Annotated in this window: 21 protein-coding genes; 13 read left to right on the top strand and 8 right to left on the bottom strand. The window is 70.7% G+C overall.

Annotated elements, in window-relative coordinates:
- Nucleotides 1-25: 25 nt before the first annotated feature.
- The 6 genes from ACWGI2_RS26460 (at nt 26) to ACWGI2_RS26435 (ending at nt 5953) form a co-directional block, all read left to right on the top strand.
- Nucleotides 26-1141: an NTP transferase domain-containing protein gene (locus ACWGI2_RS26460; protein ID WP_453698017.1), complete on the top strand. Its 1116-nt coding sequence runs from the start codon at nt 26-28 to the stop codon at nt 1139-1141.
- Complete coding sequence (locus ACWGI2_RS26455; protein ID WP_453698015.1) at nt 1138-2685, top strand: molybdopterin-binding protein; 1548 nt, start codon at nt 1138-1140, stop codon at nt 2683-2685. The genes ACWGI2_RS26460 and ACWGI2_RS26455 overlap by 4 nt, the downstream gene beginning before the upstream one ends.
- Nucleotides 2673-3794 (top strand): potassium channel family protein, encoded by a 1122-nt coding sequence (locus tag ACWGI2_RS26450; protein WP_453396846.1) that lies wholly within the window; start codon nt 2673-2675, stop codon nt 3792-3794. Before ACWGI2_RS26455 ends, ACWGI2_RS26450 begins: the two co-directional genes overlap by 13 nt.
- A 38-nt stretch (nt 3795-3832) precedes the next feature.
- Complete coding sequence (locus ACWGI2_RS26445) at nt 3833-4810, top strand: NAD(P)H-quinone oxidoreductase (protein WP_453396847.1); 978 nt, start codon at nt 3833-3835, stop codon at nt 4808-4810.
- A 118-nt stretch (nt 4811-4928) separates the two neighbouring features.
- Nucleotides 4929-5321, top strand: coding sequence for a hypothetical protein (locus ACWGI2_RS26440; RefSeq protein WP_453698014.1), 393 nt, complete (start codon nt 4929-4931; stop codon nt 5319-5321).
- A gap of 86 nt (nt 5322-5407) precedes the next feature.
- Nucleotides 5408-5953 (top strand): bacterial proteasome activator family protein, encoded by a 546-nt coding sequence (locus ACWGI2_RS26435; RefSeq protein ID WP_453396849.1) that lies wholly within the window; start codon nt 5408-5410, stop codon nt 5951-5953.
- Nucleotides 5954-6037: 84 nt separating this feature from the next.
- Here the strand turns inward: ACWGI2_RS26435 and ACWGI2_RS26430 are convergent, their stop codons facing one another.
- Entirely contained in the window at nt 6038-7681 is a 1644-nt protein-coding gene (locus ACWGI2_RS26430; protein ID WP_453698012.1) for a protein kinase domain-containing protein, read from the bottom strand.
- Nucleotides 7682-7976: 295 nt separating this feature from the next.
- Between ACWGI2_RS26430 and ACWGI2_RS26425 the strand changes: the two genes are divergently transcribed.
- Nucleotides 7977-9560, top strand: a complete 1584-nt coding sequence (locus ACWGI2_RS26425; RefSeq protein WP_453396851.1) for a protein kinase domain-containing protein — start codon at nt 7977-7979, stop codon at nt 9558-9560.
- A gap of 109 nt (nt 9561-9669) precedes the next feature.
- On the opposite strand, the gene ACWGI2_RS26420 is transcribed toward ACWGI2_RS26425, so the two are convergent.
- Complete coding sequence (locus ACWGI2_RS26420; protein WP_453396852.1) at nt 9670-10122, bottom strand: pyridoxamine 5'-phosphate oxidase family protein; 453 nt, start codon at nt 10120-10122, stop codon at nt 9670-9672.
- Between the two features lie 83 nt (nt 10123-10205).
- Nucleotides 10206-10868 carry a response regulator gene (locus tag ACWGI2_RS26415; protein WP_160506163.1) on the bottom strand — a complete coding sequence of 221 codons (663 nt, stop codon included), beginning with the start codon at nt 10866-10868 and terminating at the stop codon, nt 10206-10208.
- Between the two features lie 382 nt (nt 10869-11250).
- Between ACWGI2_RS26415 and pdhA the strand changes: the two genes are divergently transcribed.
- Genes pdhA through ACWGI2_RS26400 form a run of 3 tightly spaced genes read left to right on the top strand, consistent with a single transcriptional unit; the run spans nt 11251 to nt 14914 of the window.
- The gene (pdhA, locus tag ACWGI2_RS26410) at nt 11251-12429 is read left to right on the top strand and encodes a pyruvate dehydrogenase (acetyl-transferring) E1 component subunit alpha (protein WP_453396853.1); all 1179 of its coding nucleotides are present in this window, start codon (nt 11251-11253) and stop codon (nt 12427-12429) included.
- A gap of 2 nt (nt 12430-12431) precedes the next feature.
- Complete coding sequence (locus ACWGI2_RS26405; protein WP_453396854.1) at nt 12432-13412, top strand: alpha-ketoacid dehydrogenase subunit beta; 981 nt, start codon at nt 12432-12434, stop codon at nt 13410-13412.
- A gap of 11 nt (nt 13413-13423) precedes the next feature.
- Nucleotides 13424-14914 carry a dihydrolipoamide acetyltransferase family protein gene (locus tag ACWGI2_RS26400; protein WP_453698010.1) on the top strand — a complete coding sequence of 497 codons (1491 nt, stop codon included), beginning with the start codon at nt 13424-13426 and terminating at the stop codon, nt 14912-14914.
- Between the two features lie 83 nt (nt 14915-14997).
- Here ACWGI2_RS26400 and ACWGI2_RS26395 read toward each other — a convergent pair whose 3' ends face one another.
- Entirely contained in the window at nt 14998-15888 is an 891-nt protein-coding gene (locus ACWGI2_RS26395) for a D-alanyl-D-alanine carboxypeptidase family protein (RefSeq protein ID WP_453698008.1), read from the bottom strand.
- Between the two features lie 157 nt (nt 15889-16045).
- Here ACWGI2_RS26395 and ACWGI2_RS26390 point away from each other — a divergent pair, with 157 nt between their 5' ends.
- Together ACWGI2_RS26390 and ACWGI2_RS26385 are read left to right on the top strand one after the other, a co-directional pair.
- Nucleotides 16046-16717 carry a GntR family transcriptional regulator gene (locus ACWGI2_RS26390; RefSeq protein WP_453698006.1) on the top strand — a complete coding sequence of 224 codons (672 nt, stop codon included), beginning with the start codon at nt 16046-16048 and terminating at the stop codon, nt 16715-16717.
- Nucleotides 16718-16814: 97 nt separating this feature from the next.
- Nucleotides 16815-18122, top strand: a complete 1308-nt coding sequence (locus ACWGI2_RS26385) for an MFS transporter (RefSeq protein ID WP_453396858.1) — start codon at nt 16815-16817, stop codon at nt 18120-18122.
- Between the two features lie 23 nt (nt 18123-18145).
- Here ACWGI2_RS26385 and ACWGI2_RS26380 read toward each other — a convergent pair whose 3' ends face one another.
- Nucleotides 18146-18970, bottom strand: a complete 825-nt coding sequence (locus tag ACWGI2_RS26380; RefSeq protein WP_453396859.1) for a maleylpyruvate isomerase family mycothiol-dependent enzyme — start codon at nt 18968-18970, stop codon at nt 18146-18148.
- Nucleotides 18971-19106: 136 nt separating this feature from the next.
- Between ACWGI2_RS26380 and ACWGI2_RS26375 the strand changes: the two genes are divergently transcribed.
- The gene (locus ACWGI2_RS26375; protein ID WP_453698004.1) at nt 19107-19922 is read left to right on the top strand and encodes a carbon-nitrogen family hydrolase; all 816 of its coding nucleotides are present in this window, start codon (nt 19107-19109) and stop codon (nt 19920-19922) included.
- 21 nt (nt 19923-19943) lie between these two features.
- Here ACWGI2_RS26375 and ACWGI2_RS26370 read toward each other — a convergent pair whose 3' ends face one another.
- The 3 genes from ACWGI2_RS26370 to ACWGI2_RS26360 all read right to left on the bottom strand — a co-directional run bounded on the left by ACWGI2_RS26370 (nt 19944) and on the right by ACWGI2_RS26360 (nt 23485).
- Nucleotides 19944-20441, bottom strand: coding sequence for an LURP-one-related/scramblase family protein (locus tag ACWGI2_RS26370; RefSeq protein WP_453396861.1), 498 nt, complete (start codon nt 20439-20441; stop codon nt 19944-19946).
- Nucleotides 20442-20581: 140 nt separating this feature from the next.
- Nucleotides 20582-21235, bottom strand: coding sequence for a DUF4232 domain-containing protein (locus ACWGI2_RS26365; RefSeq protein WP_453698003.1), 654 nt, complete (start codon nt 21233-21235; stop codon nt 20582-20584).
- Nucleotides 21236-21379: 144 nt separating this feature from the next.
- Complete coding sequence (locus tag ACWGI2_RS26360) at nt 21380-23485, bottom strand: BTAD domain-containing putative transcriptional regulator (protein WP_453698001.1); 2106 nt, start codon at nt 23483-23485, stop codon at nt 21380-21382.
- Nucleotides 23486-23580 lie beyond the last annotated feature (95 nt).

Genomic DNA, 23580 nt, shown 5'->3' with positions numbered 1-23580 from the left:
TCCTTCGTGCGCCCATACTCGGGGGATGACCGCGCAGAGGGCTCCGGGCGACGCCGAATCCGCCGCCTCGGAAGCCGCCCCGACCGATGTCCCGCACGCTTCCCCGCGCCACTCCCCGCACCTCACCCCGTACGACGCCGTAGTGCTCGCGGGCGGCGGCGCCAGGCGGCTCGGCGGGGCGGACAAGCCGGGCCTGCGGGTGGGCGGCCGTGCACTGCTCGACCGGGTGCTCGGCGCGTGTTCCGGCGCGGGCACGACCGTGGTCGTCGCCGAGCCCCGCCCGACCGCACGCCCCGTGGTGTGGGCGCGCGAGGAACCCGCGGGGGCGGGGCCGCTCGCCGCGCTCGACGCGGGGCTGCGGCGTACCGGGGCGGAGCAGGTGGTGGTGCTCTCCGCCGATCTGCCGTTCCTGGAGGAGCGGACCGTGGGCGGCCTCCTCGCCGCGCTGCGGGAGAGCGGCGTGGACGGTGCGCTGCTGCGCGATGCCGAGGGCCGGGACCAGCCGCTGGTCGCGGCCTATCGCAGTGCCTCGCTGAAGCGTGAGATCGCGAAGCTCGCCGCCGAGCACGATGGTCTGACGGGGCTTCCGCTGCGATCGCTCACGGCGCGGCTCGAACTCACCCGGGTCACCGACGCCGTAGCGTCCTTCGACTGCGACACCTGGGACGACATCGCGGCCGCCAGGGCGCGTATCAGGGAGCATGGGCACGTGTTGGATGAATGGATTTCCGCAGTCAAGGACGAACTGGGCATCGAGCTCGACGTCGACACCGGCTTGCTGCTCGACCTCGCCCGCGACGCCGCACACGGCGTGGCAAGGCCTGCGGCTCCGCTGACCACCTTCCTGGTGGGGTACGCGGCGGCGCGGGCCGCGCAGGGCGGTGGCCCGGAAGCGGTGGCCGACGCCGCCCGCAAGGCGGCGGCACTGGCCACGCGGTGGGCGGAGGAGGGCCAGTCCGACGCGGGGCAGGGCGCGGCCCCGGCCGCCGCCTCCAGCGGGAAGCCAGCCGCCGCCCCTGACGGGAAGCCGACCGCCACCCCCAGCGGGAAGCCCGGCGCCGCGCCCGACGCGACGCCACCCCAAGCCCGCCCCGACCCGGGTCAGGACGCCAGGGACGACATGCGGCCGGATGCCGGATGAGTGGGCAGCCCGCGCCGGACGCCGAGCTCGACGAGGCTCTCGCCCTGGTGAACGACGACCACGGCCGCAGGACCGGCAGGCGCCCAGGCGCCGAGCCCGAGGCGTCCGGCGACCTCCGAAGCGCGCCGGACGCCTCGGGCGACGCCGGGCACGGGCACGGCACCGCGCCCCGGCCGCCCTCGCGCGCGCCCGTCCCCACGCCCACCGCATCCGCCGCGCCCCCCGGCAAACAAGGGGCGACGCCGCGGAACGGCGGCGACTCCGGTGGCCCCGAGAACCAAGCCCCCGGCAGCCGGCCCGAGCACCGCGACATCACCCCCTGGCCCGCCGCCCGCACCACCGCCGGCAGTGCCCCGCGGCCCGTGCCCTCCACCTCCGTGCCCGCCGCCGTCCCCCTGGGGCAAGCGCTCGGTCTCGTGCTCGCCGCGCCCCTCGTCGCCCTCACCGACCTGCCCTCCTTCGACACCTCAGCGATGGACGGCTGGGTCGTCGCAGGCCCCGGCCCCTGGGAAGTTCAGGCGGACGGGATCCTTGCCGGGCACGGGCGGCCGGAGCCGCTCTCCGACGGGGAAGCCGTGCGCATCGCGACCGGGGCGCGGGTCCCCCAGGAGGCCACCGCCGTCATCCGCAGCGAGCACGGCCTCACCGACGACAAGGGGCGGCTGCACCCCCGGCGAGACGTCACCCACGGGCAGGACATCCGGCCGCGCGGCCAGGAGTGCCGCTCAGGTGACCAACTCCTGCCGCCCGGCTCCCTGGTGACCCCGGCGGTGCTCGGTCTCGCGGCAGCCGCCGGGTACGACGAACTGCCCGTGGCCCCCCGGCCCAGTGCCGAAGTGCTGATCCTGGGCGATGAGTTGCTGACCGAGGGGCTCCCCCACGAGGGCCTCATCCGTGACGCGCTCGGGCCCATGCTGCCGCCCTGGCTGCGCTCGCTCGGCGCGGACGTCATCGCCGTACGCAGGCTCGGTGACGATGCCGAGGCGCTCCACCAGGCCCTCACCACCTCCGCCGCCGACCTCATCGTCACCACCGGCGGCACCGCGTCAGGACCGGTCGACCACGTCCACCCCATCCTGCGCCGCATCGGCGCCGAGCTCCTCGTGGACGGCGTCGCGGTGCGCCCCGGGCACCCCATGCTGCTCGCCCGCATCCGCCCCGACCAGCACCTCGTCGGCCTGCCCGGCAATCCGCTGGCCGCGGTCTCCGGCCTGCTGACCCTGGCCGAGCCCCTGCTGCGTACGCTCTCCAGGCGCCCCACCCCATCGGCGTACACCGCTGTTCTGCGCGAGGACGTGCACGGGCACCCGCACGACACCCGTCTCGTCCCCGTGACTCTTCGCGACGACCACGCCGTGCCCCTGCACTACAACGGTCCGGCGATGCTGCGCGGGATCGCCGTGGCCGACGGGCTCGCGGTCGTCCCGCCGGGCGGCGGGCGACGGGGCCAGGAGGTGGAGGTCCTCGACCTCCCCTGGGCCTTGTCGGAAACAGGCACGGGAGCCGGCACGGCAGCGGACACGGCCGGGGAGTGTTTCACGTGAAACTTCCCGGCCACGACGCCATCGCCCGCAACCCCGACGAACACCTCGTCACCCACCGGATCAAACTGCCGCGCCAAATCGTCGAGCGGCCCCTGCGGCAGGTCGCCAAGCGACTCCTCATGGCGCTCGCGGTGCTCGCCCTGACGACCTTCATCGTCTGGATCGACCGCGACGGCTATCACGACAACTCGGACGAGGCGCTCGACTTCCTCGACGCCGCCTACTACTCCACCGTCACGCTCTCGACCACCGGTTACGGCGACATCGTCCCGTACAGCGACAGTGCGCGGCTCTGCAACATTCTCCTGATCACGCCGCTGCGCGTGCTCTTCCTGATCATCCTGGTCGGCACCACTCTCGAAGTGCTCACGGAACGTACGCGCGAGGAATGGCGTCTGAACCGCTGGAGGTCCAACTTGCGTGAACACACCGTCGTCGTCGGCTTCGGCACCAAGGGTCGCTCGGCGATCCAGACCGTCTGCGCCACCGGTCTGAAGCCCGAGCAGATCGTGGTGGTCGACCCGAGCGCGAAGGTCGTCGACGCCGCCACCGCGGAGGGGTACGCGGGCGTCATCGGCGACGCGACGCGCAGCGATGTGCTCCTCCGTGCCGAGGTGCAGCGCGCCCGGCAGATCATCATCGCGACCCAGCGCGACGACACCGCCGTCCTGGTCACGCTGACCGCCCGGCAGATGAACCGCGGGGCGAAGATCGTGGCCGCGGTGCGCGAGGAGGAGAACGCGCCGCTGCTGCGCCAGTCCGGCGCCGACGCGGTGATCACCAGCGCCAGCGCGGCGGGACGGCTGCTCGGCCTCTCCGTGCTCAGCCCCAGCGCGGGCATGGTCATGGAGGACCTGATCCAGCAGGGCAGTGGGCTCGATCTCGTCGAGCGGCCGGTGATAAAGGCCGAGGTCGGTCTCGGGGTCCGCGAGACGGACGACCTGGTCGTCAGTGTCGTACGCGGACATCGGGTGCTCGGGTACGACGATCCCGCCGTCGGGAAGCTGCAGTTGATGGACCGTCTGATCACCATCGTGCGGGCGACGACGACGTCACCGATGGCGCCGGACGCCAAGTCGAATCCGCCGCGCGGAGGTCTGCGCACATAGTCGGACGACTGGAATGGGCAGAGAGTAGCCTCGCCCGCATGCATGCGATCACGATCCCCGAAGCCGGTGGACCCGAAGCGCTCGTATGGGCCGAGGTCCCCGATCCCGTACCCGGCGAGGGCGAGGTGCTGGTCGACGTCGTGGCCAGCGCCGTGAACCGCGCCGACCTGCTCCAGCGCCAGGGCTTCTACAACCCGCCACCCGGATCGTCGCCCTATCCGGGGCTCGAATGCGCGGGCCGCGTCACCGACATCGGCCCCGGCGTCTCCGGCTGGAAGATCGGCGACGAGGTGTGCGCGCTGCTCGCCGGCGGCGGCTACGCCGAGCAGGTCGTCGTCCCCGCCGGCCAGTTGCTGCCCGTGCCGGACGGCGTCGACCTCGTCACGGCGGCCGCGCTGCCCGAGGTGACGTCGACGGTCTGGTCCAACGTCTTCATGATCGCCCACCTCAGGCCCGGCGAGACGTTCCTCGTGCACGGCGGCTCCAGCGGTATCGGGACCATGGCGATCCAGCTGGCGAAGGCCGTCGGCGCCAGGGTGGCCGTCACGGCGGGCACCAAGGAGAAGCTCGACTTCTGCGGGGAACTCGGCGCGGACATCCTCATCAACTACCGCGAGCAGGACTTCGTCGAGGAGATCAAGAAGGCCACGGACGGCGCGGGCGCGGACGTCATCCTCGACAACATGGGCGCCAAGTACCTGGACCGCAACGTGCAGTCCCTCGCGGCCAACGGCCGTCTCGCGATCATCGGTATGCAGGGCGGCGTCAAGGGCGAGCTGAACATCGCCACGCTCCTCGGCAAGCGCGCCGCTGTCACCGCGACCTCCCTGCGGGGCCGCCCCGCCGAGGAGAAGGCGTCGATCGTCGCGGCGGTGCGCGAGCACGTGTGGCCGCTGATCGCCACCGGCCACGTACGGCCGATCGTCGACCAGACGGTGCCGATGAGTGACGCGGCGGCCGCCCATCGCGTACTGGAGGAGAGCAATCACATCGGGAAGGTGCTGCTCGTCCGCTGATCGCGCGGGCTGAAGATGCCGGACAAGCGGGCCTCAAGATGCCGGACAAACGGCGCTATGTGACGCTTGTCCGGCATCAATGATCTCTCCGACCCGGTAGCGGGAGGGAGCCGGCGCGATGACTCCATGGCTTCGCCCCTTGTTGATTCTGACGGTGCTGATCGCCGTCTCCCCCGTCTCTCTGTCGTACGCGGCCGGCCCCTCTCCCGGTGAGACCCGCGCCGGGAGCGCCCCCGGCGAAGGCCGCGCCAGGCCCGGCCGGGACGAACCCGCGCCGCCGGACGCGGCATCCACGCCGCCCCGCAGGCCACCGCGGCAGGTCCCCCCGCCCGTCTCCACCCCGGCCCCCGCCGTGAAGCCCCTCGGCCAGGCCACCACCGCGTCCGACACCACCCGGCGGACGGCCGCCGAACCCGTCCTGCCCGGCCTTCGCGTCCTGCCGCTCGGCAGCGGCCTGGTCCTCATCGGCCTCGGTCTCGGGTTCTTCGCCGTGCGGCTGCGCCGCGGCTGACACGGACGGACCCTTCGTACACGGTGGATCAGTGGCAAATGGGGGCACCACCGATGTGTGATGTACGGGTGCGAGAGAATGGCGGCATGGAGATGCCGAGGAACGAAAGGTCGCCCGAGAGCCCCCAGGTCCTGGTCGTGGGCCAGGACGGAATGGCACTCGGCGGCGGTGGCGGAGACGACGAATCCCGCGAGGTCCCGGTGACGGACATGGTCGAACAGCCGGCGAAGGTCATGCGCATCGGCAGCATGATCAAGCAGTTGCTCGAGGAGGTGCGGGCGGCACCTCTCGACGAGGCGAGCCGGGTGCGGCTCAAGGAGATCCACGCCAGTTCGGTCAAGGAGCTCGAGGACGGTCTCGCCCCCGAGCTCGTAGAGGAACTGGAGCGTCTCTCCCTCCCCTTCACCGACGACGGAGTACCCAGCGACGCCGAACTGCGCATCGCGCAGGCCCAGCTGGTGGGCTGGCTCGAGGGGCTCTTCCACGGGATCCAGACGGCCCTCTTCGCGCAGCAGATGGCGGCGCGGGCGCAGCTCGAATCGATGCGGCGCGCGTTGCCGCCCGGTGTGGGCGGCGGCGAGGAGGAAGAGGACGGCGGCATCGCGGGACGGACCGGAGGGCCTTACCTCTAAGGCGGTAGCCGGTCAGGACGACGTGAAGGGCCCGGTCACGAGGTGACCGGGCCCTTCACGTGATGACTGCGCCACCGCGTCCGGTCAGGCCGGGTTGCCCGTGGAGATGGTGAACTCGATGTCCACGTCGTCCGGGTCGACGTCGGAGCCTTCCTTGGGGGACTGCATCATGACGGTGTCCTCCCCGTAGGTGTTCTCGTCGATCGTGCGCTTGTCGAACTGCCAGCCCGCCGCCTGAAGGCACTTCTGCACGGAGCGCCAGTCCCTGAACGTGAAGTCAGGGACCTTGATCTTGTCCTCGTCGTTGTACGCCGTGTCGGGCTCGGTGCACTCTTCGGTCTCGATCGTCTTGGAGCGGTCCGGACCCCGATGCCCCGCCACCGGCGCGTTCGACTCCTTCTCTTCCTTGCCGCCGTTGCCGCCGTCGTCGCCGCTCAGCGACACAGCCGCGATCACACCGCCGATGGCGAGCAGCGCGACGACGATCGAGCCGACGACCACCGGCATGTTCCGCTTGCCGCCGCCGCCCGAACCCGAGCCGCCGCTCTGCACGGACGTCTGCGAGGGCTGCGGCGAGAGCGTGTAGGGCGGCGGGGTCTGCGAGGCCTGGGGGGCGTACGCGTTCGTGGGCGCCGGGGTCTGGTAGCCGCTCTGCTGCGGGTAGCCGTAGCCCGGGGTCACGGGACCCGGGGCCGGCGTGGGCGGACCGTAAGGACCCGGCTGGTACGGCGTCTGGACGTTGCCGCTCTGCGGCATGGAGGAGTCGACCGGCGGGAAGACAGCGGCGCCGACACCAGCGCCGCTCGCCGTCTGGGCGCCCGGCACGATGCTCGGCGCGGACGCCTGGAAGGACTGCGCGACGCGCAGGCACTCGTCGCGCATCGCCTCGGCGGTCGGGAAGCGCTCGTTCGGGTTCTTCTTCAGCGCGCGGGCGACGATCGCGTCGACCGCGGGCGGCAGCGAGCGGTTGATCGAGGACGGAGCGACCGGCTCCTCCTGGACGTGCGCGTACGCGATGGCCAGCGGCGAGTCCGCCTCGAAGGGCAGCCGTCCGGTGGTCAGCTGGAACAGCATGATGCCGACGGAGTAGAGGTCGGACCGGGCGTCCACGCCGCGGCCGAGCGCCTGCTCCGGGGAGAGGTACTGGGGGGTGCCGACGACCATGCCGGTCTGCGTCATGGAGGTGACGCCGGACTGCATGGCGCGGGCGATGCCGAAGTCCATGACCTTGACGACGTTGCGCTTCGTCATCATCACGTTGCCGGGCTTGATGTCGCGGTGGACCAGGCCCATCTCGTGGCTGATCTCGAGAGCGGCGAGCACATCGGCGGTGATCTTCAGCGCCTGGTCGGTCGGCATCGCGCCGAACTGGGTGACGGACGCGTCGAGCACGGAGCCGAGCGGCTTGCCCTCCACGTACTCCATGACGATGTACGGCATCGTCGTGCCGTCGAGTTCGTCCTCGCCCGTGTCGAAGACCGAGACGATGTTCGTGTGCGTGAGCTTGGCCACCGACTGGGCCTCGCGGCGGAAGCGCTCGCGGAAGGACTGCTCGCGGCCGAGCTCGCTGTGAAGCGTCTTGATAGCGACTTGACGGTCGAGTACGGAGTCGTACGCCAGGTGGACGGAGGCCATGCCGCCCTCGCCGAGAAGATCGCGCAGCTGGTACCGGCCACCGGCCAGCGAGCGCCCCGCATACCGTCCCTGTGCGCCGTCCTGGCTGCTCATGTCGTGCGTCCCCCATCGGCGCGGTGTGCCGGACGGCTCCGCGATCGGTGATCGATTCCCGCTATTCCTGGCCAAGTCTGCCCGAGGGCACCGACACGTCAAGCTCGATGCCCGTTCCGTGACCGTACGCGCAAGAAGCGTCTCGGAAGCGTTACAAGTTTGCGCGTGAGGGCACCCGGCGGGTTTGATGTCCGGTCCACCTCGAACCGCCGCGCCGCGCGAAGGCTGTAGCGTGGCCCGGCGGGGTTCCCCCGGTACCACCGAGCACCACGACCAGAAACGACGGCGAGGACTGATGGCACAGACGCAGCGCGCTCAGGGCCCGTCCGACCCCGAGGCGAGTGGCGGCGGTATGTCAGACGCGCCGGAGTTGTGGGGTAACGGCGGCCTTGTAGGGGATGGCCGGTATCGGCTCACCCGCAGGCTCGGCCGGGGCGGCATGGCGGAGGTGTTCGCGGCCGAGGACGTACGTCTCGGTCGTACGGTCGCCGTCAAACTGCTCCGCTCCGACCTCGCCGAGGACCCGGTGTCCAAGGCCCGCTTCACACGCGAGGCCCAGTCGGTGGCGGGGCTCAACCACCACGCGGTGGTGGCGGTCTACGACTCCGGCGAGGACGTCGTCGGGCCGAACGTCGTCCCGTACATCGTCATGGAGATCGTCGAGGGCCGGACGATCCGCGATCTGCTGCTCAACGCGGAGGCGCCGGGTCCCGAGCAGGCCCTGATCATCGTCTCCGGGGTGCTCGAGGCGCTCGCGTACTCGCACCAGCACGGCATCGTGCACCGCGACATCAAGCCCGCGAACGTGATCATCACCAACACCGGCGCGGTCAAGGTGATGGACTTCGGTATCGCCCGTGCGCTGCACGGCGCCCAGTCGACGATGACCCAGACCGGCATGGTCATGGGCACGCCCCAGTACCTCTCCCCCGAGCAGGCGCTCGGCAAGGCCGTCGACCACCGTTCCGACCTGTACGCGACCGGCTGTCTGCTCTACGAACTCCTCGCCCTGCGGCCCCCGTTCACCGGTGAGACGCCGCTCTCCGTCGTCTACCAGCACGTCCAGGACATCCCGGTCCCGCCGTCCGAGACCTCGGACGCGGCGCCGCCGGAGCTGGACGGCCTGGTGATGCGTTCGCTCGCCAAGGACCCGGACGACCGGTTCCAGACGGCCGAGGAGATGCGCGGCCTCGTCCAGTACGGCTTGCAGATGCTGCACGAGCAGGGCAGCCACACCGGGACCTGGAACACCGGTCCCGTCGATGTCGCGGGCATGCACGAGGGCGGCAGCACCCCGGCGATGGGCGTCGCGGGCACCACCGCGATGCAGCACCCGGGCGACTCCGGCACCGCGCAGATCCCGGGCGCCATGCTGCGTCCGCCGGGCGGCGACGACGGCGGCTTCGAGGGCGGTCACCGCGACGGGAACGGCCGGGGCGGCCGGGGCAAGATGTGGATCTTCGCCGTGCTCGCGGTCATCGCGATCGCCGTGGGCGTCGCGTACGCGCTGACGGCGGGCGACGGCAAGCAGAAGGAAAAGGAAGGCCCGACGAAGGCGCCGACGAAGCAGTCGGAGACGAAGAAGCCGAGCAAGAGTCCCGAGGAGGACACCTCCGAGGACGAGACGGCGCCCGGCGACGGCTCCGGCGGTCAGGGCAGCTACACGCCGGAGCAGCCCAACACCACAGGCCCGACCGCGCCCACGACGCCGACCCCGAGCGAGCCGACGGACGACCCGACGGAGCCGACGGACGAGCCCACCGAGCCGACGGACGACCCGACCACGCCGACCGACGACCCCACCCCCACCGATGGTGGTGACGAGTCGCCGGTGACCGGCGGCCCGGAGGGCGGGGCCAACACCGGCGCCGAAGGCTGAGCCGAGGCGTACAGGCCCGTGGTACGGGCCCGTGAACGAAACGCACGCGCGCGTGGAGCCCCGAAAGGCTCCACGCGCGCGTGCCGTTGTGTATCGCGGTGTACGCGTTCTAGAAGGTGCGCTGAAGCTGTCGCTGCCGGCCGCCGTAGAGGGTGTGCACCGTAGCCAGCTGCGGCTCGATACGCATGTAGACCGGGTCGTAGAGCTCGCCGTCCACGTAGTGCGGGCCCGGGCCGAAGAGTTCCAGTTCGGCGGTGGTCGGCTCGATGGCCTCGCACAGGCCGACGAACTGCACGGTCCACTGACCCGTGCGCGCGGTCTCGGCGCTGAGGTTGTCCGCCCCGTAGGCGACGACACTGCCGATGCAGGCCTCGTGGTAGCCGTATCCCTTGTGCATCCGCAGCAGGATCCGCCCGTCCACGACGACGTGGCGGGCCGCGGCGAGGAAGGGCAGCGCGCGCATGCTGGTCGCGACCCGGCCGTAGTCGGTGCGGCCGAGCAGTTCGAAGGCGAGCCGTTCGTCCTGTAGCTGATCGTCCTGTAGCTGATCTTCGGAGGGCATGCGTCCACCCTCTGGCACCGGCGGGGGGCCGGGGAAGGGGATCACGCCCCTACGGGATGGGGACGTAAGTCCCGTCTCGCTGTTCAGTGCTGCTGTTCCGCCTGCATACGGGCCACGTACGCGGCCGCCTGGGAGCGGCGTTCCATGCCGAGCTTGGAGAGCAGGCTGGACACGTAATTCTTGATCGTCTTCTCGGCGAGGTGCAGCCGTTCGCCGATCACCCGGTTGGTCAGGCCCTCGCCGATCAGGTCGAGGATCTTCCGCTCCTGGTCCGTGAGGTTCGACAGACGGTCGTCGCCCTTGGGGGTGTTCCCGTCGCGCAGCCGCTCAAGGACGCGGGCCGTGGCGACCGGGTCGAGCAGGGATTTTCCGGCTGCCACATCACGTACGGCGGAGAGCAGTTCATTGCCGCGAATGGCCTTCAGGACATAGCCGGAAGCGCCCGCCATGATCGCGTCGAAGAGCGCCTCGTCGTCCGCGAACGAGGTGAGCATCAGGCATTTGATGTCCTCGTTCTGCGAACGGATCTCGCGGCAGACCTCCACGCCGCTCCCGTCGGGAAGCCGCACGTCGAGAACCGCCACGTCAGGCCGCGTCGCCGGGATCCTGACCAGGGCGTCCGCCGCTGTTCCGGCCTCTCCGACGACCTCGATGTCGGACTCCACGGAGAGCAGCTCATGGACTCCTCGCCGCACCACTTCATGGTCGTCGAGGAGAAATACCGTAATTTTTCCGTCTTCGCGCACGGAGTCAGTCTCACACATGATCTCTCGCAGTGCCTGAGCTGAACTCTTCCCGTGCGCGGGGTGGCCGGGATAACGTGCCGGTGTTCCGGCCCCCTGCCAGGCTGTGATCAGTGCTGTGACCAGGAACTGTTCCCGACTTTCTGGATTTACTCGGAAATCCAAGCAGTCAGATACTTGGAAACCCAAGCAAATTCGCAGGTCAGATGGGGTTTCACAGAATTGGGAAGCACTGGGTAACGTGCATTGTGCAGGGCGCTCGCCGGGGCACCTGTCACGCCTGTTTCCCGGCCGAGTCGCACCCACCCCGTGCGCGGGCACGGATCAGGCGAGCCGCACTGGCTTACCCGGTAATCCCGGGGGCCGGACCGACGGAGGAGCACACGTGACCGTGGAGAGCACCGCCGCGCGCACACCGCGCCGCAGCAGTACCAGCGGCGGCAAGCGCGCAAGCGCCAAGAAGGCCGCGCCGAAGAAAAGCACGGAACCCCAGCTTGTCCAGCTGCTGACCCCCGAGGGCAAGCGGGTCAAGAACGCCGAGTACGACTCGTACGTCGCGGACATCACCGCCGACGACCTGCGCGCCCTGTACCGCGACATGGTCCTCACCCGCCGCTTCGACGCCGAGGCCACCTCCCTGCAGCGCCAGGGCGAGCTGGGCCTGTGGGCCTCGCTGCTCGGCCAGGAAGCCGCCCAGATCGGCTCGGGCCGTGCCACGCGCGAGGACGACTACGTCTTCCCGACCTACCGCGAGCACGGCGTCGCCTGGTGCCGGGGGGTCGACCCGACCAATCTGCTCGGCATGTTCCGCGGCGTGAACCACGGTGGCTGGGACCCGAACACCAACAACTTCCACCTGTACACGATCGTCATCGGCTCGCAGACCCTGCACGCCACCGGCTACGCGATGGGCGTGGCCAAGGACGGCGCGGACTCGGCCGTGATCGCGTACTTCGGGGACGGTGCCTCCAGCCAGGGCGACGTCGCCGAGGCCTTCACCTTCTCCGCGGTCTACAACGCTCCCGTCGTGTTCTTCTGCCAGAACAACCAGTGGGCGATCTCCGAGCCCACCGAGAGGCAGACCCGCGTGCCGCTCTACCAGCGCGCGCAGGGATACGGCTTCCCCGGCGTGCGGGTCGACGGCAACGACGTGCTCGCCGTGCTCGCCGTCACCAAGTGGGCCCTTGAGCGGGCGCGTACGGGCGAGGGCCCGGCGCTCATCGAGGCGTTCACCTACCGCATGGGCGCGCACACCACGTCCGACGACCCGACCAAGTACCGCAACGACGACGAGCGCGAGGCCTGGGAGGCGAAGGACCCGATCCTGCGCCTGCGGACCTATCTCGAGTCCGAAGGTCACGCGGATGAGGGATTTTTCGCGGAACTCGAGGCGGAGAGCGAAGCGTTGGGAAAGCGAGTGCGAGAGGTGGTGCGGGCGATGCCGGATCCGGATCTGATGGCGATCTTCGAGAACGCGTATGCGGACGGGCATGCGCTGGTCGACGAGGAGCGCGCGCAGTTCGCCGCGTACCAGGCGTCCTTCGCTGAAGAGGGCGGTAAGTGACCATGGGCGTACAGAAACTTCCCCTTGCCAAAGCGATCAACGAATCGCTGCGCAAGGCGCTCGACACCGACCCCAAGGTCCTCATCATGGGCGAGGACGTCGGCAAGCTCGGCGGCGTCTTCCGGGTGACGGACGGCCTCCAGAAGGACTTCGGCGAGGACCGTGTCATCGACACCCCGCTCGCCGAGTCCGGCATCGTCGGCACGGCCATCGGCCTGGCTCTTCGGGGTTACCGCCCTGTGGTGGAGATCCAGTTCGACGGCTTCGTCTTCCCCGCGTACGACCAGATCGTCACGCAGCTCGCGAAGATGCACGCCCGCGCGCTCGGCAAGATCAAGATGCCGGTCGTCATCCGCATTCCGTACGGCGGTGGCATCGGCGCCGTCGAGCACCACAGCGAGTCGCCCGAGGCGCTGTTCGCGCACGTGGCGGGCCTCAAGGTCGTCTCGCCGTCGAACTCGTCGGACGCCTACTGGATGATGCAGCAGGCCATCCAGAGCGACGACCCGGTGATCTTCTTCGAGCCGAAGCGGCGTTACTGGGACAAGGGCGAGGTCGACACGGACGCCATCCCGGCGCCGCTGCACAAGGCCCGGGTCGCCCGCGAGGGCACGGACCTCACCCTCGCCGCGTACGGCCCCATGGTGAAGGTCTGTCTGGAGGCAGCCGCAGCCGCCGCCGAAGAGGGCAAGTCCCTTGAGGTCGTGGACCTGCGCTCCATGTCGCCGATGGACTTCGACGCGGTGCAGGCCTCGGTCGAGAAGACGCGGCGGCTCGTCGTGGTCCATGAGGCACCGGTCTTCCTGGGCACGGGCGCGGAGATCGCGGCGCGCATCACCGAGCGCTGCTTCTACCACCTCGAAGCTCCCGTGCTGCGGGTCGGCGGCTTCCACGCGCCGTATCCGCCGGCGCGGTTGGAAGAGGAGTACCTGCCGGGCCTCGACCGGGTGCTCGACACTGTCGACCGCTCGCTGGCGTACTGAGGGAGAGGGTCGTGACGACGATGACAGACGCTGCGCTGGCCGAGTTCAAGATGCCCGACGTGGGCGAGGGGCTCACCGAGGCGGAGATCCTCAAGTGGTTCGTGGCTCCCGGTGACACGGTCACCGACGGGCAGGTGGTGTGCGAGGTCGAGACGGCCAAGGCCGCCGTCGAGCTGCCCATCCCGTTCAACGGAGTCGTGGGGGAACTGCGCTTCCCCGAAGGCACCACGGTCGATGTGGGCCAGGTGATCATCACGGTGGACGTGTCCGGCAAGGGCGCGCCTGCCGCGCCGCCCGCTGAGGCAGCCGCAGCCCCCGCTGAGGCCGCCCCCGCGGAGGAAGTCGCCGCCCCCGAGGAGGAGGCCGCTCCCGAGGGGCGCCAGCCCGTGCTCGTGGGCTATGGGGTCGCCCAGTCCTCGACGAAGCGCCGCGCGCGCAAGGCCGCTTCGGAGCAGGCCGAGGCCGCGGGGACGTACTACGCCGCGGCGGTCCAGGCCGAGCTGAACGGCTCCGGCACGGCTGCCGCCTCCGCGGCGCCCGCGGCCTCCGCGGCCTCCGCGCCCGCGGCCCCTGCGGGTGAGCGGCCGTTGGCCAAGCCGCCGGTGCGAAAGCTCGCCAAGGACCTGGGAGTCGACCTCACGGCCGTCGTCCCGTCCGGGCCCGACGGGATCATCACGCGCGAGGACGTGCACGCGGCGGTGGCTCCGGCCGCTGCCCCGGCCGTCGAGTCCGCTCCAGCGGCCGCCCCGGAGCAGGCGGCAGCCGAAGCCGCCGCTCCCGGCACCACCACCGCGGCCGGCGCCCGCGAGACCCGCATCCCCGTCAAGGGCGTCCGCAAGGCCATCGCCCAGGCGATGGTCGGCTCGGCCTTCACGGCGCCGCACGTCACGGAGTTCGTGACGGTGGACGTGACGCGGACGATGAAGCTGGTCGATGAGCTCAAGCTGGACAAGGCGTTCGCGGGCCTGCGGGTCAACCCTCTCCTGCTCATCTCCAAGGCACTGCTCGTGGCGATCCGGCGTAACCCGGACGTCAACGCGGCCTGGGACGAGGCGAATCAGGAGATCGTCCAGAAGCACTACGTGAACCTGGGCATCGCCGCCGCCACGCCGCGCGGCCTGGTCGTCCCGAACATCAAGGACGCCCACGCCAAGACGCTGCCCGAACTGGCCGAGTCGCTCGGCGAGTTGGTGTCCACGGCCAAGGAGGGCAAGACGACTCCGGCCGCGATGCAGGGCGGCACGGTCACCATCTCGAACGTCGGCGTCTTCGGCGTCGACACCGGCACGCCGATCCTGAACCCCGGCGAGTCCGCGATCCTCGCGGTCGGCGCGATCAAGCTCCAGCCCTGGGTCCACAAGGGCAAGGTCAAGCCGCGTCAGGTGACGACGCTCGCGCTCTCCTTCGACCACCGCCTGGTCGACGGCGAGCTCGGCTCCAAGGTGCTCGCCGATGTGGCGGCGATCCTGGAGCAGCCCAAGCGGCTCATCACCTGGGCGTAGCGACCCGCGTACGCCGACGGGGCCCCGCCACTCACCGTGGCGGGGCCCCGTCGGCGTACTGCGAACGACCGCTCTGCGAAGGGCTACTTCTTGAAGCCGTAGTCCATCAGCTTCTTCGCGTCCTTCGTGCGGTTGGTCGACGAGGTCGAGGTGAGGACCGTGCCGATGACCGTCTTGCCGTTGCGGGTCGCGGCGAAGACCAGGCAGTACTTGGCCTGCGGGCCTGAGCCCGTCTTCACGCCGATCGCGCCGCTGTAGCTGCTGAGCAGGTTGTTCGTGTTCGACCACGACATGTAGCGGTAGCCACCGCTCTTCGTGGTGACCTTCTGCTTCGTCGACTTCGTCTTCACGACCGTACGGAACGTGGAGCTCTTCATCGCGCTGCTGGCGAGCTTCGTCAGGTCGCGGGGCGTCGAGTAGTTGCCCGCGCCGCCGATGCCGTCGAACGAGTCGAAGTGCGTGTTCGTCAGGCCGAGGCTCCTGGCCTGGGCGTTCATCTTGCCGATGAAGGACTTCACGCGGGCGGAGCGGGTGGCGCCCTTGCCGAACTTGTCCGCGAGCGCGTACGCCGCGTCGCAGCCGGACGGCAGCATGAGGCCGTACAGGAGCTGGCGGACGGTGACCTTGTCGCCGACGATCAGCCGGGCGGACGAGGCGGTGTTCCTGACGATGTAGTCGCTGTAGGCCTTTTCGATCTTGACCTTGGAGTTGAGGTTGAGGTTCGGCTGTGAGAGCACCACCTTCGCCGTCATGATCTTGGTCGTGGAGCCCGTGGAACGCCGGGTGTCCGCGGACTTCGTGAAGAGCGTCTTGCCCGTGCCGTTGTTCATCACATAGCCGCCCTTGGCGGCGATCGACGGCTTCGGCAGAGCGGCCGCGTGGGCCGGGGTCGTGAGGGCTCCGCCCGCGAATACCGCACCCGCAGTGACGATTACGGCCGATGCGCGGCGAATGCCCTTAATGGGGGTGTTCAAGTTCAATGCTCCAAATGCCCCTGGAATGCGGCCACATGAGGGTGCCGCTCGATAGTGAGACACACGAGAGGGGCAAATGGATGCATCCCTGTGAGGGTGATGTCCGGATCGTGGAATGGACGGCCTCATGGGTACGTGTTGTATCTATGCTGTGCGCATGCCAGTCGCTTCCGCCCCCGCCGCCCCCGCCGTCAAACCGCCACCCGCCGCCGAGCGCGTGTACGCGCACGTCAAGCAGGGGGTGCTCGACCGTCGGTACGAGGGCGGCACGCTGCTCACCGAAGGTGAGCTCGCCGAGGCCGTGGGCGTGTCCCGCACGCCGGTGCGGGAGGCCCTCCTGAAGCTGGAGGTCGAAGGGCTGCTGCGGCTCTACCCCAAGAAGGGGGCGCTCGTCCTGCCCGTCTCCGCGCAGGAGATCGCCGATGTCGTCGAGACGCGGCTTCTGGTGGAGACGCACTCGGTGCGCAAGGCGGTGCCTGCGCCGCCGGCGTTGATCGCCCGGCTTGAGGAGCTCCTCGCCCAGCAGCGGGAGCAGGCCGCCGCTGGGGCTCTCGCTGAAGCGGCGGTCACCGATCGGTGCTTCCATGCCGAGATCGTGCGGAGTGGGGGGAACGAGATCCTTGCCCGGCTGTACGACCAGCTCCGTGATCGGCAGCTGCGGATGGGGGTCGCGGTGATGCACTCGCATCCTGACCGGATCGCCAAGACGCTCGCTGAGCACGAGGAGATTCTTGGGGCTTTGCGGGCGGGGGATGTGGAGGGGGCGGTGGGTGTGGTTACCCGGCACGTCGGGTGGTTTCGGGATCTTGCTCGGGGTGAGGTCCGGTGAGGGTTCTCTTTGACCGGTCGCCGTCCGCCGGTGGTGGGTTTCCTTTTGCCGCTTCGCGGCGTGTTTCCCTCCCACCCACCCATTACTGGAAGTCCCGATGAGCTCGGCCTCCGCCCCCGTCTCCCTCCCCGGTGATCCGCCCGGTGGTCGCAAGGCCATGCTCGTGTGGGGCATCGGTGTCGCCGTCTACTTCGTCGCCGTCATCTTCCGGACCTCCCTCGGCGTCGCCGGACTCGACGCCGCCGACCGGTTCCACGTCAACGCGTCCGCGCTCTCGACCTTCTCGATCCTCCAACTGCTCGTCTACGCGGGCATGCAGATACCCGTCGGCCTCATGGTCGACCGGCTCGGCACCAAGCGCGTGCTGACCATCGGAGTCGTGCTGTTCACGCTCGGCCAGCTCGGCTTCGCGTTCTCGCCCTCGTACGGAATGGCGCTCGCGTCCCGCGCGCTTCTCGGCTGCGGTGACGCGCTGACCTTCATCAGCGTGCTGCGCCTCGGCACCCGCTGGTTCCCGGCCCGCCGCGGCCCGCTCGTCGCCCAGCTCGCCGGTCTGGTCGGCATGGCGGGCAACCTCGTCTCCACCCTCGTCCTCGCCCGGCTCCTGCACTCCGTCGGCTGGACCGCGGCCTTCGCCGGCAGCGCGCTCTGCGGCGTCGTCGTCCTCGTACTGATGACGCTGTTCCTCAAGGACCACCCCGAGGGCCACGAGCCGGAGCCCGCGCGGCACACCGGTGGGGCCTTCGTGCGCAAGCAGATAGCCCTGAGCTGGCGCGAGCCCGGCACCCGGCTCGGGCTCTGGGTGCACTTCACCACGCAGTTCCCCGCGATGGTGTTCCTGCTCCTGTGGGGCCTGCCGTTCCTCGTCGAGGCGCAGGGCCTCACGCGGGGGACGGCCGGGGCGCTGCTCACCCTCGTCGTGCTGTCCAACATGGTGGTGGGCCTGGTCTACGGGCAGATCGTCGCCCGGCACCACGCGGCCCGCACGCCGCTGGCCATCGGCACCGTCGCGACGACGGCCGTGATGTGGGCGGCCACGATCCACTACCCCGGCGACCACGCCCCGATGGGCCTGCTCATCGCGCTGTGCACGGTGCTCGGCGCCTGCGGCCCCGCGTCCATGATCGGCTTCGACTTCGCGCGGCCCGCCAACCCGCCGGAGCGGCAGGGCACCGCGTCCGGCATCGTGAACATGGGCGGCTTCGTCGCCTCCATGACGACGCTGCTCGCCATCGGCGTGCTCCTCGACGCGACCGGCGACAACTACCGGATCGCCTTCTCCGCCGTCTTCGTCCTGGAGGCGGTCGGCCTCAGCCAGATCCTGCGCCTGCGGACGCGCGCGGTGCGCCGCGAGAAGGAGCGCCTTGTCGCCAGCCGCGTCGAGGCCGTGCACGTACCTGTCTGAGGAGCGCCCGCGCGTCCCCAGGGCTACGGCGTGACCGCGAACTCCCGCAGGATCGCCTCGGCCAGGCCGTGATCGCCCTCGATCTTGATCCGGTCGGCGACCGAGGCGTGCGAGACGCGGCCGCACGCCAGGCGGAAGTACGTCTCCCAGTCCAGGCTCAGCGTGGCGAGCGGGCCGAGCGAGGGGGCGCTGTCGACCGTCGCGTGGCCATCGGCGTCGACACGGACCGTGCGCAGGAACTCGACGGGGCCGCTCACGTCGAAGACGACCGCCGAGTTCGCCGGTGCCGCGGCCTTCTTGGCGACCACCTTGGGCAGTCCGTGCAGCAGGAGGTCCCGCGCCACGTACGCGCCCTGGGAGTCGAGGTTGCCGGGCTTCTTCAGCGTCGTACGCAGATCCTGCTCATGCACCCAGACGTCGAACGCCCGCATTCGCGTGGCCAGTTCGAGGGTCTGCTCGGTGCCGAGCGGGCCGCGGATCTTGTGGGAGGGGTCGCGCGACTCGTTCCGCAGCTGCCGCGAGCGGCGGATGATCGTGTACTCCAGCTCGGACGTCATCTCGGGCGCGGTGTGGTGGCGCCGGACGTCGACCTGCACCTCCATGTAGCGCTGGCCCTCGGTCTGTACGTGGTACAGGTCGCGGGGCAGGGTGTGGATGGGGCGCGGGTCGCCCAGCATCTCGCAGTCCAGGCCTATGACGTGGGAGACGACATCCCGCACCGACCAGCCGGGGCAGGGCGTGGCCCAGTTCCACTCTCCCTCGGCGAGCGGTGACACCAGCTCGGATATGGCTGATACGGATTGGGTCCAGGCGTCGGCGTAGGTTTGCAGGCTGGGATGGAGACTCACGGGACCCCTCGACGGTCGTACGCGGGCGGTGGGTGTCTGGGACGTTAAGTTACGCTGCCCGCAGGCACCCCGGCAGTGCTTTCGTGTGACGATCGTAGGCCTGCATTGACGGCTCGAATGCCAGGACGGTGGTAGTGTGCGCGCCTCCCTCATCCAGATCGCCGTAGACGAGGGCGAATCGGTCAATTCCCGCCGCTCGCGGGTCTCTTCACTGGTGCGTGAGGTAGCCGGGCGTGAGCGGCCGGATCTCATCGTTCTTCCCGAACTGTGGACCACGGGCGCTTTCGCGTACGAGTCGTTCGCGAGCGAGGCGGAGTCCATCGACGGACCGACCCGCGAGGCGATGTCCAAGGCCGCGAGTGACGCGGGCGTCTGGCTGCACGCGGGGTCCATCCCGGAGCGGGACGCTGCCGGGAACCCCTCCGTGGACCTCTACAACACCTCGCTCGTCTTCTCGCCCGACGGTGAGCTCGCCGCCTCGTACCGGAAGATCCACCGGTTCGGCTTCGACAAGGGCGAGGCCGTCCTGATGGGGGCGGGCAGCGAACTGGTCACGGTGCGTACGCCCGACGCGGCGATCGGGCTCGCCACCTGTTACGACCTCCGCTTCCCCGAGCTCTTCCGGGGGCTCGTCGACGCGGGAGCCGAGATGTTCGTCGTCCCCGCGGGCTGGCCCGCGCGGCGGCGTGAGCACTGGACGCTGCTCGCCCGGGCACGGGCTGTCGAGGACCAGGTGTACGTCCTTGCCTGTGGCACCGGCGGTACGCATGCCGGGGTGCCCCAGGCCGGGCACAGCATCGTCGTCGACCCGTGGGGCGAGGTGCTCGCCGAGGCGGGGGACGGCGAGGAGGTCCTCACCGTCGAGTTCGACCCGGCGAAGGTCGCGGCCACGCGCGAGCAGTTCCCCGCGCTGAAGGACCGTCTCCTCGGCATGGACGCTCCCCGGCGCTGAGGCCGCGGCCGGCCCTGCCGCTCAGTCCTCGTCGCCCCTCTCCTTCTCCGCCAGGCGGATCACGCAGACCGCGACGGCCAGAAGGAGCGAGGCGTCGGCGTCGTCCCGGGCGATCTGGAGGCCGTACGTGTCCCGGACGCGGAACCAGCGGCGGGAGATGTCGGCCAGCAGCTCGCCGTCGTACTCGATGGCGAACTCGCGGTCCAGGATCTTGCCGCTCACGTCGAGCTCGGTACCGTCGACCAGGTCCACGCGGTAGTGGTTGCGCAGGAGCGAGAGGCGTTTGCGCTTGACCGTGGCCAGCGGCTCGCCGTCCCGTTCGATCACCATCGTGTCGCGCAGCGCAAGCATCTTGGCGCGGATGTCGATGAGGACGCGACCCTGCATGTCCTTGAGCTCGAAGGTCTCGCGCAGGCGCATCGCCTTGCCGTCGACGAGGAAGACCTTCTGACCCTGGTCGTCCTCGATCCAGTAGTCGTCACCGATGCCGAGAAGCCGGTCGCGTACGAGAAGTTTCATGGCGCGATGCCTACCCCGTGGCGCGCGTGACACAGCCGGCCCGTGCCACTTGGGGGAAGTGAGGACACGGACCGGCTGTGGATCAGGGGAGGCCGCGGGGTGTTACCGCGTCGCGTCGTCTCCACGACATCGCGTCGTCTTTACGACATGGCGTCCTCAAGGGTGTTCTGCCAGTACGTGACCTGCGAGTCCGCGTTGAGCAGCAGGCCCGCGGCGCCGGGGGAGTTCACCGTGACGCGGCCGTCCGTGCCCTTGCCGTCCTTGGTGGAGAGCGTGACGCCGAGGGTCTTGGCGCGGTGGGTCTTCTGGGCGTCGATGCCCGCGAGGCCGATCGCGGCGTAGGCGGACTTCGCCGGCTCGACGCGGACGACCGACCGGGGGCGGGTGTTCTCGGCCACCGGGAGGTTCTTGCCCGCCTTCGGGTCGCTGACGAAAGGGGCGCCGAAGACCGAGCAGGTCTTGCCGCCGTTGTTGGTGATCTTGATCAGGGCGAGGGGTGCGGTGCCGCCGGTGTCCTCGAGCTCGATCTTCGCGGCGGTCGGCGCGCAGGCGTCACCGGAGAGCGGAGCCGCGGAGCCGGAGCCGCCGGAGGTGGTGGCAGCTGGGCCGCCGGTACGCGCATCGGCCGATCTCTTTTCGGCACGGGACGCCTTGCCACCGTCACCGTCCCCATCACCGTCGCCGTCGCCGTCGCCATTGCACGCGGTGAGCGTGAGGGAGAGCGCCGCGAGGGCCGTAACAGCGAGCGCGGCCTTCTTACGGGCGGCGCGGGCGGTACGAGCGGTGGTGCGCATGGCGGTGACTCCCCCGTGAGCGGCGGTCGTTCGTGCTTGCTCCGCTGAGCCTGCCGCCCGCCGCTGGCGTTCCGCTAACACCTGGCTAATGGTTCGTTCACGCAGTTCACGCAGTTCACGAGGGAGCTCAGCGCCGGCCCGGTGTCACCTGGAGGAGTCCGGTACGGCCCGCCGCAGCTCCTCGGGACGGGGCCGGCGGAACGTCGTGGTCGTGGGCGCGTCCAGGTCGCGGGCGAAGAGCCGCACCAGAGACGGCAGGACGTAGCGCCCGGCCCCCTCCTCCTGGATCAGATGGACCGCGGCGAGGCGGTCGAGTCCCTCGCGCGCGGCGGACACGGTCGCGCCCGCGAGGGCGGCGGCCGCGTGCGCGTCCACGTCCGGGGTCGAGGCTCGGCTCAGCGAGGAGAGCAACCAGGAGTCGCTGCCGGGGAGTTGGGCCACCGAGGTGCGAAGGGTGGCCGCGACGCCGGTGTCCTCGGCGGAGAGCAGGGCCAGCCGCTGCTCATCGTCGGCGAGTTCGGCGGCGAGCCCGGCCACGGACCGCTGGGGGCGCCCGATGAGCCTGGCGGCGGCGATGCGCAGGGCCAGCGGGAGGCCGTCGCAGAGGCGGGCGATGTGGCGTACGTCCTCGGAGTCGGCGTCCGTCTCGGCGCTCTGCCGCAGGGCGCGGAGGAACAGCTCGGCGCCGTCGCGCTCGCCGAGCGGGTCGACCTGCACGGGGCGCGCGCAGTCCGACGCGACGAGGCCGTCGAGGCGGTTGCGGCTGGTGATGAGGGTGGTGCAGTGGGGTGCGCCGGGCAGCAGGGGGCGGACCTGGGCGGAGTCGTGGGCGTTGTCGAGTACGACGAGGAGGCGCCGCTCGGCGAGGAGCGAGCGGTACAGGGCCGCCGCCGGTTCGATGCCGGCCGGCAGATCCTGCGGCTGCACTCCCAGGGCGCGGAGGAACTCCCGCAGGACGCGCTCGGGATGGGCGGGGTCGCCGCCGCTGAAGCCGCCGAGGTCAGCGAAGAGCTGGCCCTCCGGGTGGGGGGCCGCGTGGTGGTGCGCCCAGTGCAGGGCGAGGGCGGTCTTTCCCACGCCCGCGGGGCCGGTGAGCAGGACGATGGGCGCCTCTGTCTCCTCGACGAGTACGGCTCCCAGCGAGGCGAGTTGCTCTTCACGGGCGGCGAAGGCGCGGGGAGCCCTGGGCAGGAGGCGGGGGATCGCGGGACCAGCCGCGGTGGCGGGGGTGGCGCCCTGGCCATCGGAGCCCGGCGTCGGGGTCGGCGTCGGCGCCGTGGGCCGTACCCCCCCTTCGCCGGACTCGCCGCTCTGCCCGGCCGGGCCAGGCCCCACTCGCTGTACGGGACGGCTTCCTTCGGCGGGCGCGGCGGGTGCGACGGGTGCCGCAGGCCCGGCAGGTGCGGAAGGCGCGGCGGGGCCGCCCTTCGCGCCGCCGCCGAGGCCCAGGTCGTACCGCCCGCGAGGGCGCGGCGCAGGGGCGCCCAGCATCGGATGTGCCCCGGTGTCGGGCTCACCGGCGAGGATCTCCTCGTACGCCCTGCGCAGTTTCTTGCCGGGGTCCACCCCCAGCTCCTCGGCGAGCAGCTCCCGCGTCCGGTGGTAGTACTCCAGCGCTTCGGACTGCCGGCCGCTCCGCTGCAGCGCCCGCATCAGGGCCGCCACCAGGCTCTCCCGCAACGGGTGTTGGACCGACTCCGCACTCAGCAGGCCCACGGCCTGGCCGTGCGAGCCGAGCCGTCCGTACGCGTCGGCGAGCTGCTCGACGGTGACGAGGCGGCTCTCCTCCAGGCCCCGCGCGGCGGCCAGCATCGGCTCCGTGGCGACCGTGCCGGTCAGCGCGGGCCCGTTCCACAGCGCGAGTGCCTCCCGCAGCATCAGCGCCGCGTCCGAGGCCTCCCGCTGCCGCCCGGCCAGTTTGACGAGGTCCTCGAAGCGGCTGACGTCGAGCAGGGTCTCCGGGAACTGGAGGGCGTACGCACCGCCCTGCGTGGCGAGTTCCACGCCGTACGCGTCCAGGCCCGCCTCGACGAGCAGAGCGCGCAGCCGGGAGATGTGCCCCTGGATGACGGTGCGCGCGTGCAGCGGCGGTTCGCCGTCCCACAGGGTCTCGGTCAGGGCGTCCACCGAGACCGGTGTGCCCGCCCTCAGCAGCAGCGCGGCGAGCAGACTGCGGCGCTTGGCGGGGCCGAGGGAGACGGAGCCGCTGCCTCCGGCGACGCTCACCGGTCCGAGCAGCTGGAACTCCACCTGGCCTCAACTCCTCTGCCGCGCCCGCGCCGCACGCTTCGAATCACGCTTCGAACAAGGCTCAAGAGTATCGCCGGGCCCGGCAGCCACGGAGG

The organism is Streptomyces sp. NPDC054866, from assembly GCF_053610745.1.
Note: the sequence above shows the minus strand (reverse complement) of the source record. Positions and strands in the feature narration are given on the sequence as shown.

Excerpts from the sequence above, each read along its gene's own strand:
- ACWGI2_RS26370 (WP_453396861.1), bottom strand. The coding sequence starts at position 20,441 with ATGAAACTTCTCGTACGCGACCGGCTTCTCGGCATCGGTGACGACTAC.
- ACWGI2_RS26440 (WP_453698014.1), top strand. The coding sequence starts at position 4,929 with ATGACTCCATGGCTTCGCCCCTTGTTGATTCTGACGGTGCTGATCGCC.
- ACWGI2_RS26430 (WP_453698012.1), bottom strand. The coding sequence starts at position 7,681 with ATGAGCAGCCAGGACGGCGCACAGGGACGGTATGCGGGGCGCTCGCTG.
- ACWGI2_RS26365 (WP_453698003.1), bottom strand. The coding sequence starts at position 21,235 with ATGCGCACCACCGCTCGTACCGCCCGCGCCGCCCGTAAGAAGGCCGCG.
- ACWGI2_RS26420 (WP_453396852.1), bottom strand. The coding sequence starts at position 10,122 with ATGCCCTCCGAAGATCAGCTACAGGACGATCAGCTACAGGACGAACGG.
- ACWGI2_RS26405 (WP_453396854.1), top strand. The coding sequence starts at position 12,432 with ATGGGCGTACAGAAACTTCCCCTTGCCAAAGCGATCAACGAATCGCTG.
- ACWGI2_RS26385 (WP_453396858.1), top strand. The coding sequence starts at position 16,815 with ATGAGCTCGGCCTCCGCCCCCGTCTCCCTCCCCGGTGATCCGCCCGGT.
- ACWGI2_RS26455 (WP_453698015.1), top strand. The coding sequence starts at position 1,138 with ATGAGTGGGCAGCCCGCGCCGGACGCCGAGCTCGACGAGGCTCTCGCC.
- ACWGI2_RS26460 (WP_453698017.1), top strand. The coding sequence starts at position 26 with ATGACCGCGCAGAGGGCTCCGGGCGACGCCGAATCCGCCGCCTCGGAA.
- ACWGI2_RS26445 (WP_453396847.1), top strand. The coding sequence starts at position 3,833 with ATGCATGCGATCACGATCCCCGAAGCCGGTGGACCCGAAGCGCTCGTA.
- ACWGI2_RS26390 (WP_453698006.1), top strand. The coding sequence starts at position 16,046 with ATGCCAGTCGCTTCCGCCCCCGCCGCCCCCGCCGTCAAACCGCCACCC.
- ACWGI2_RS26435 (WP_453396849.1), top strand. The coding sequence starts at position 5,408 with ATGGAGATGCCGAGGAACGAAAGGTCGCCCGAGAGCCCCCAGGTCCTG.
- ACWGI2_RS26425 (WP_453396851.1), top strand. The coding sequence starts at position 7,977 with ATGGCACAGACGCAGCGCGCTCAGGGCCCGTCCGACCCCGAGGCGAGT.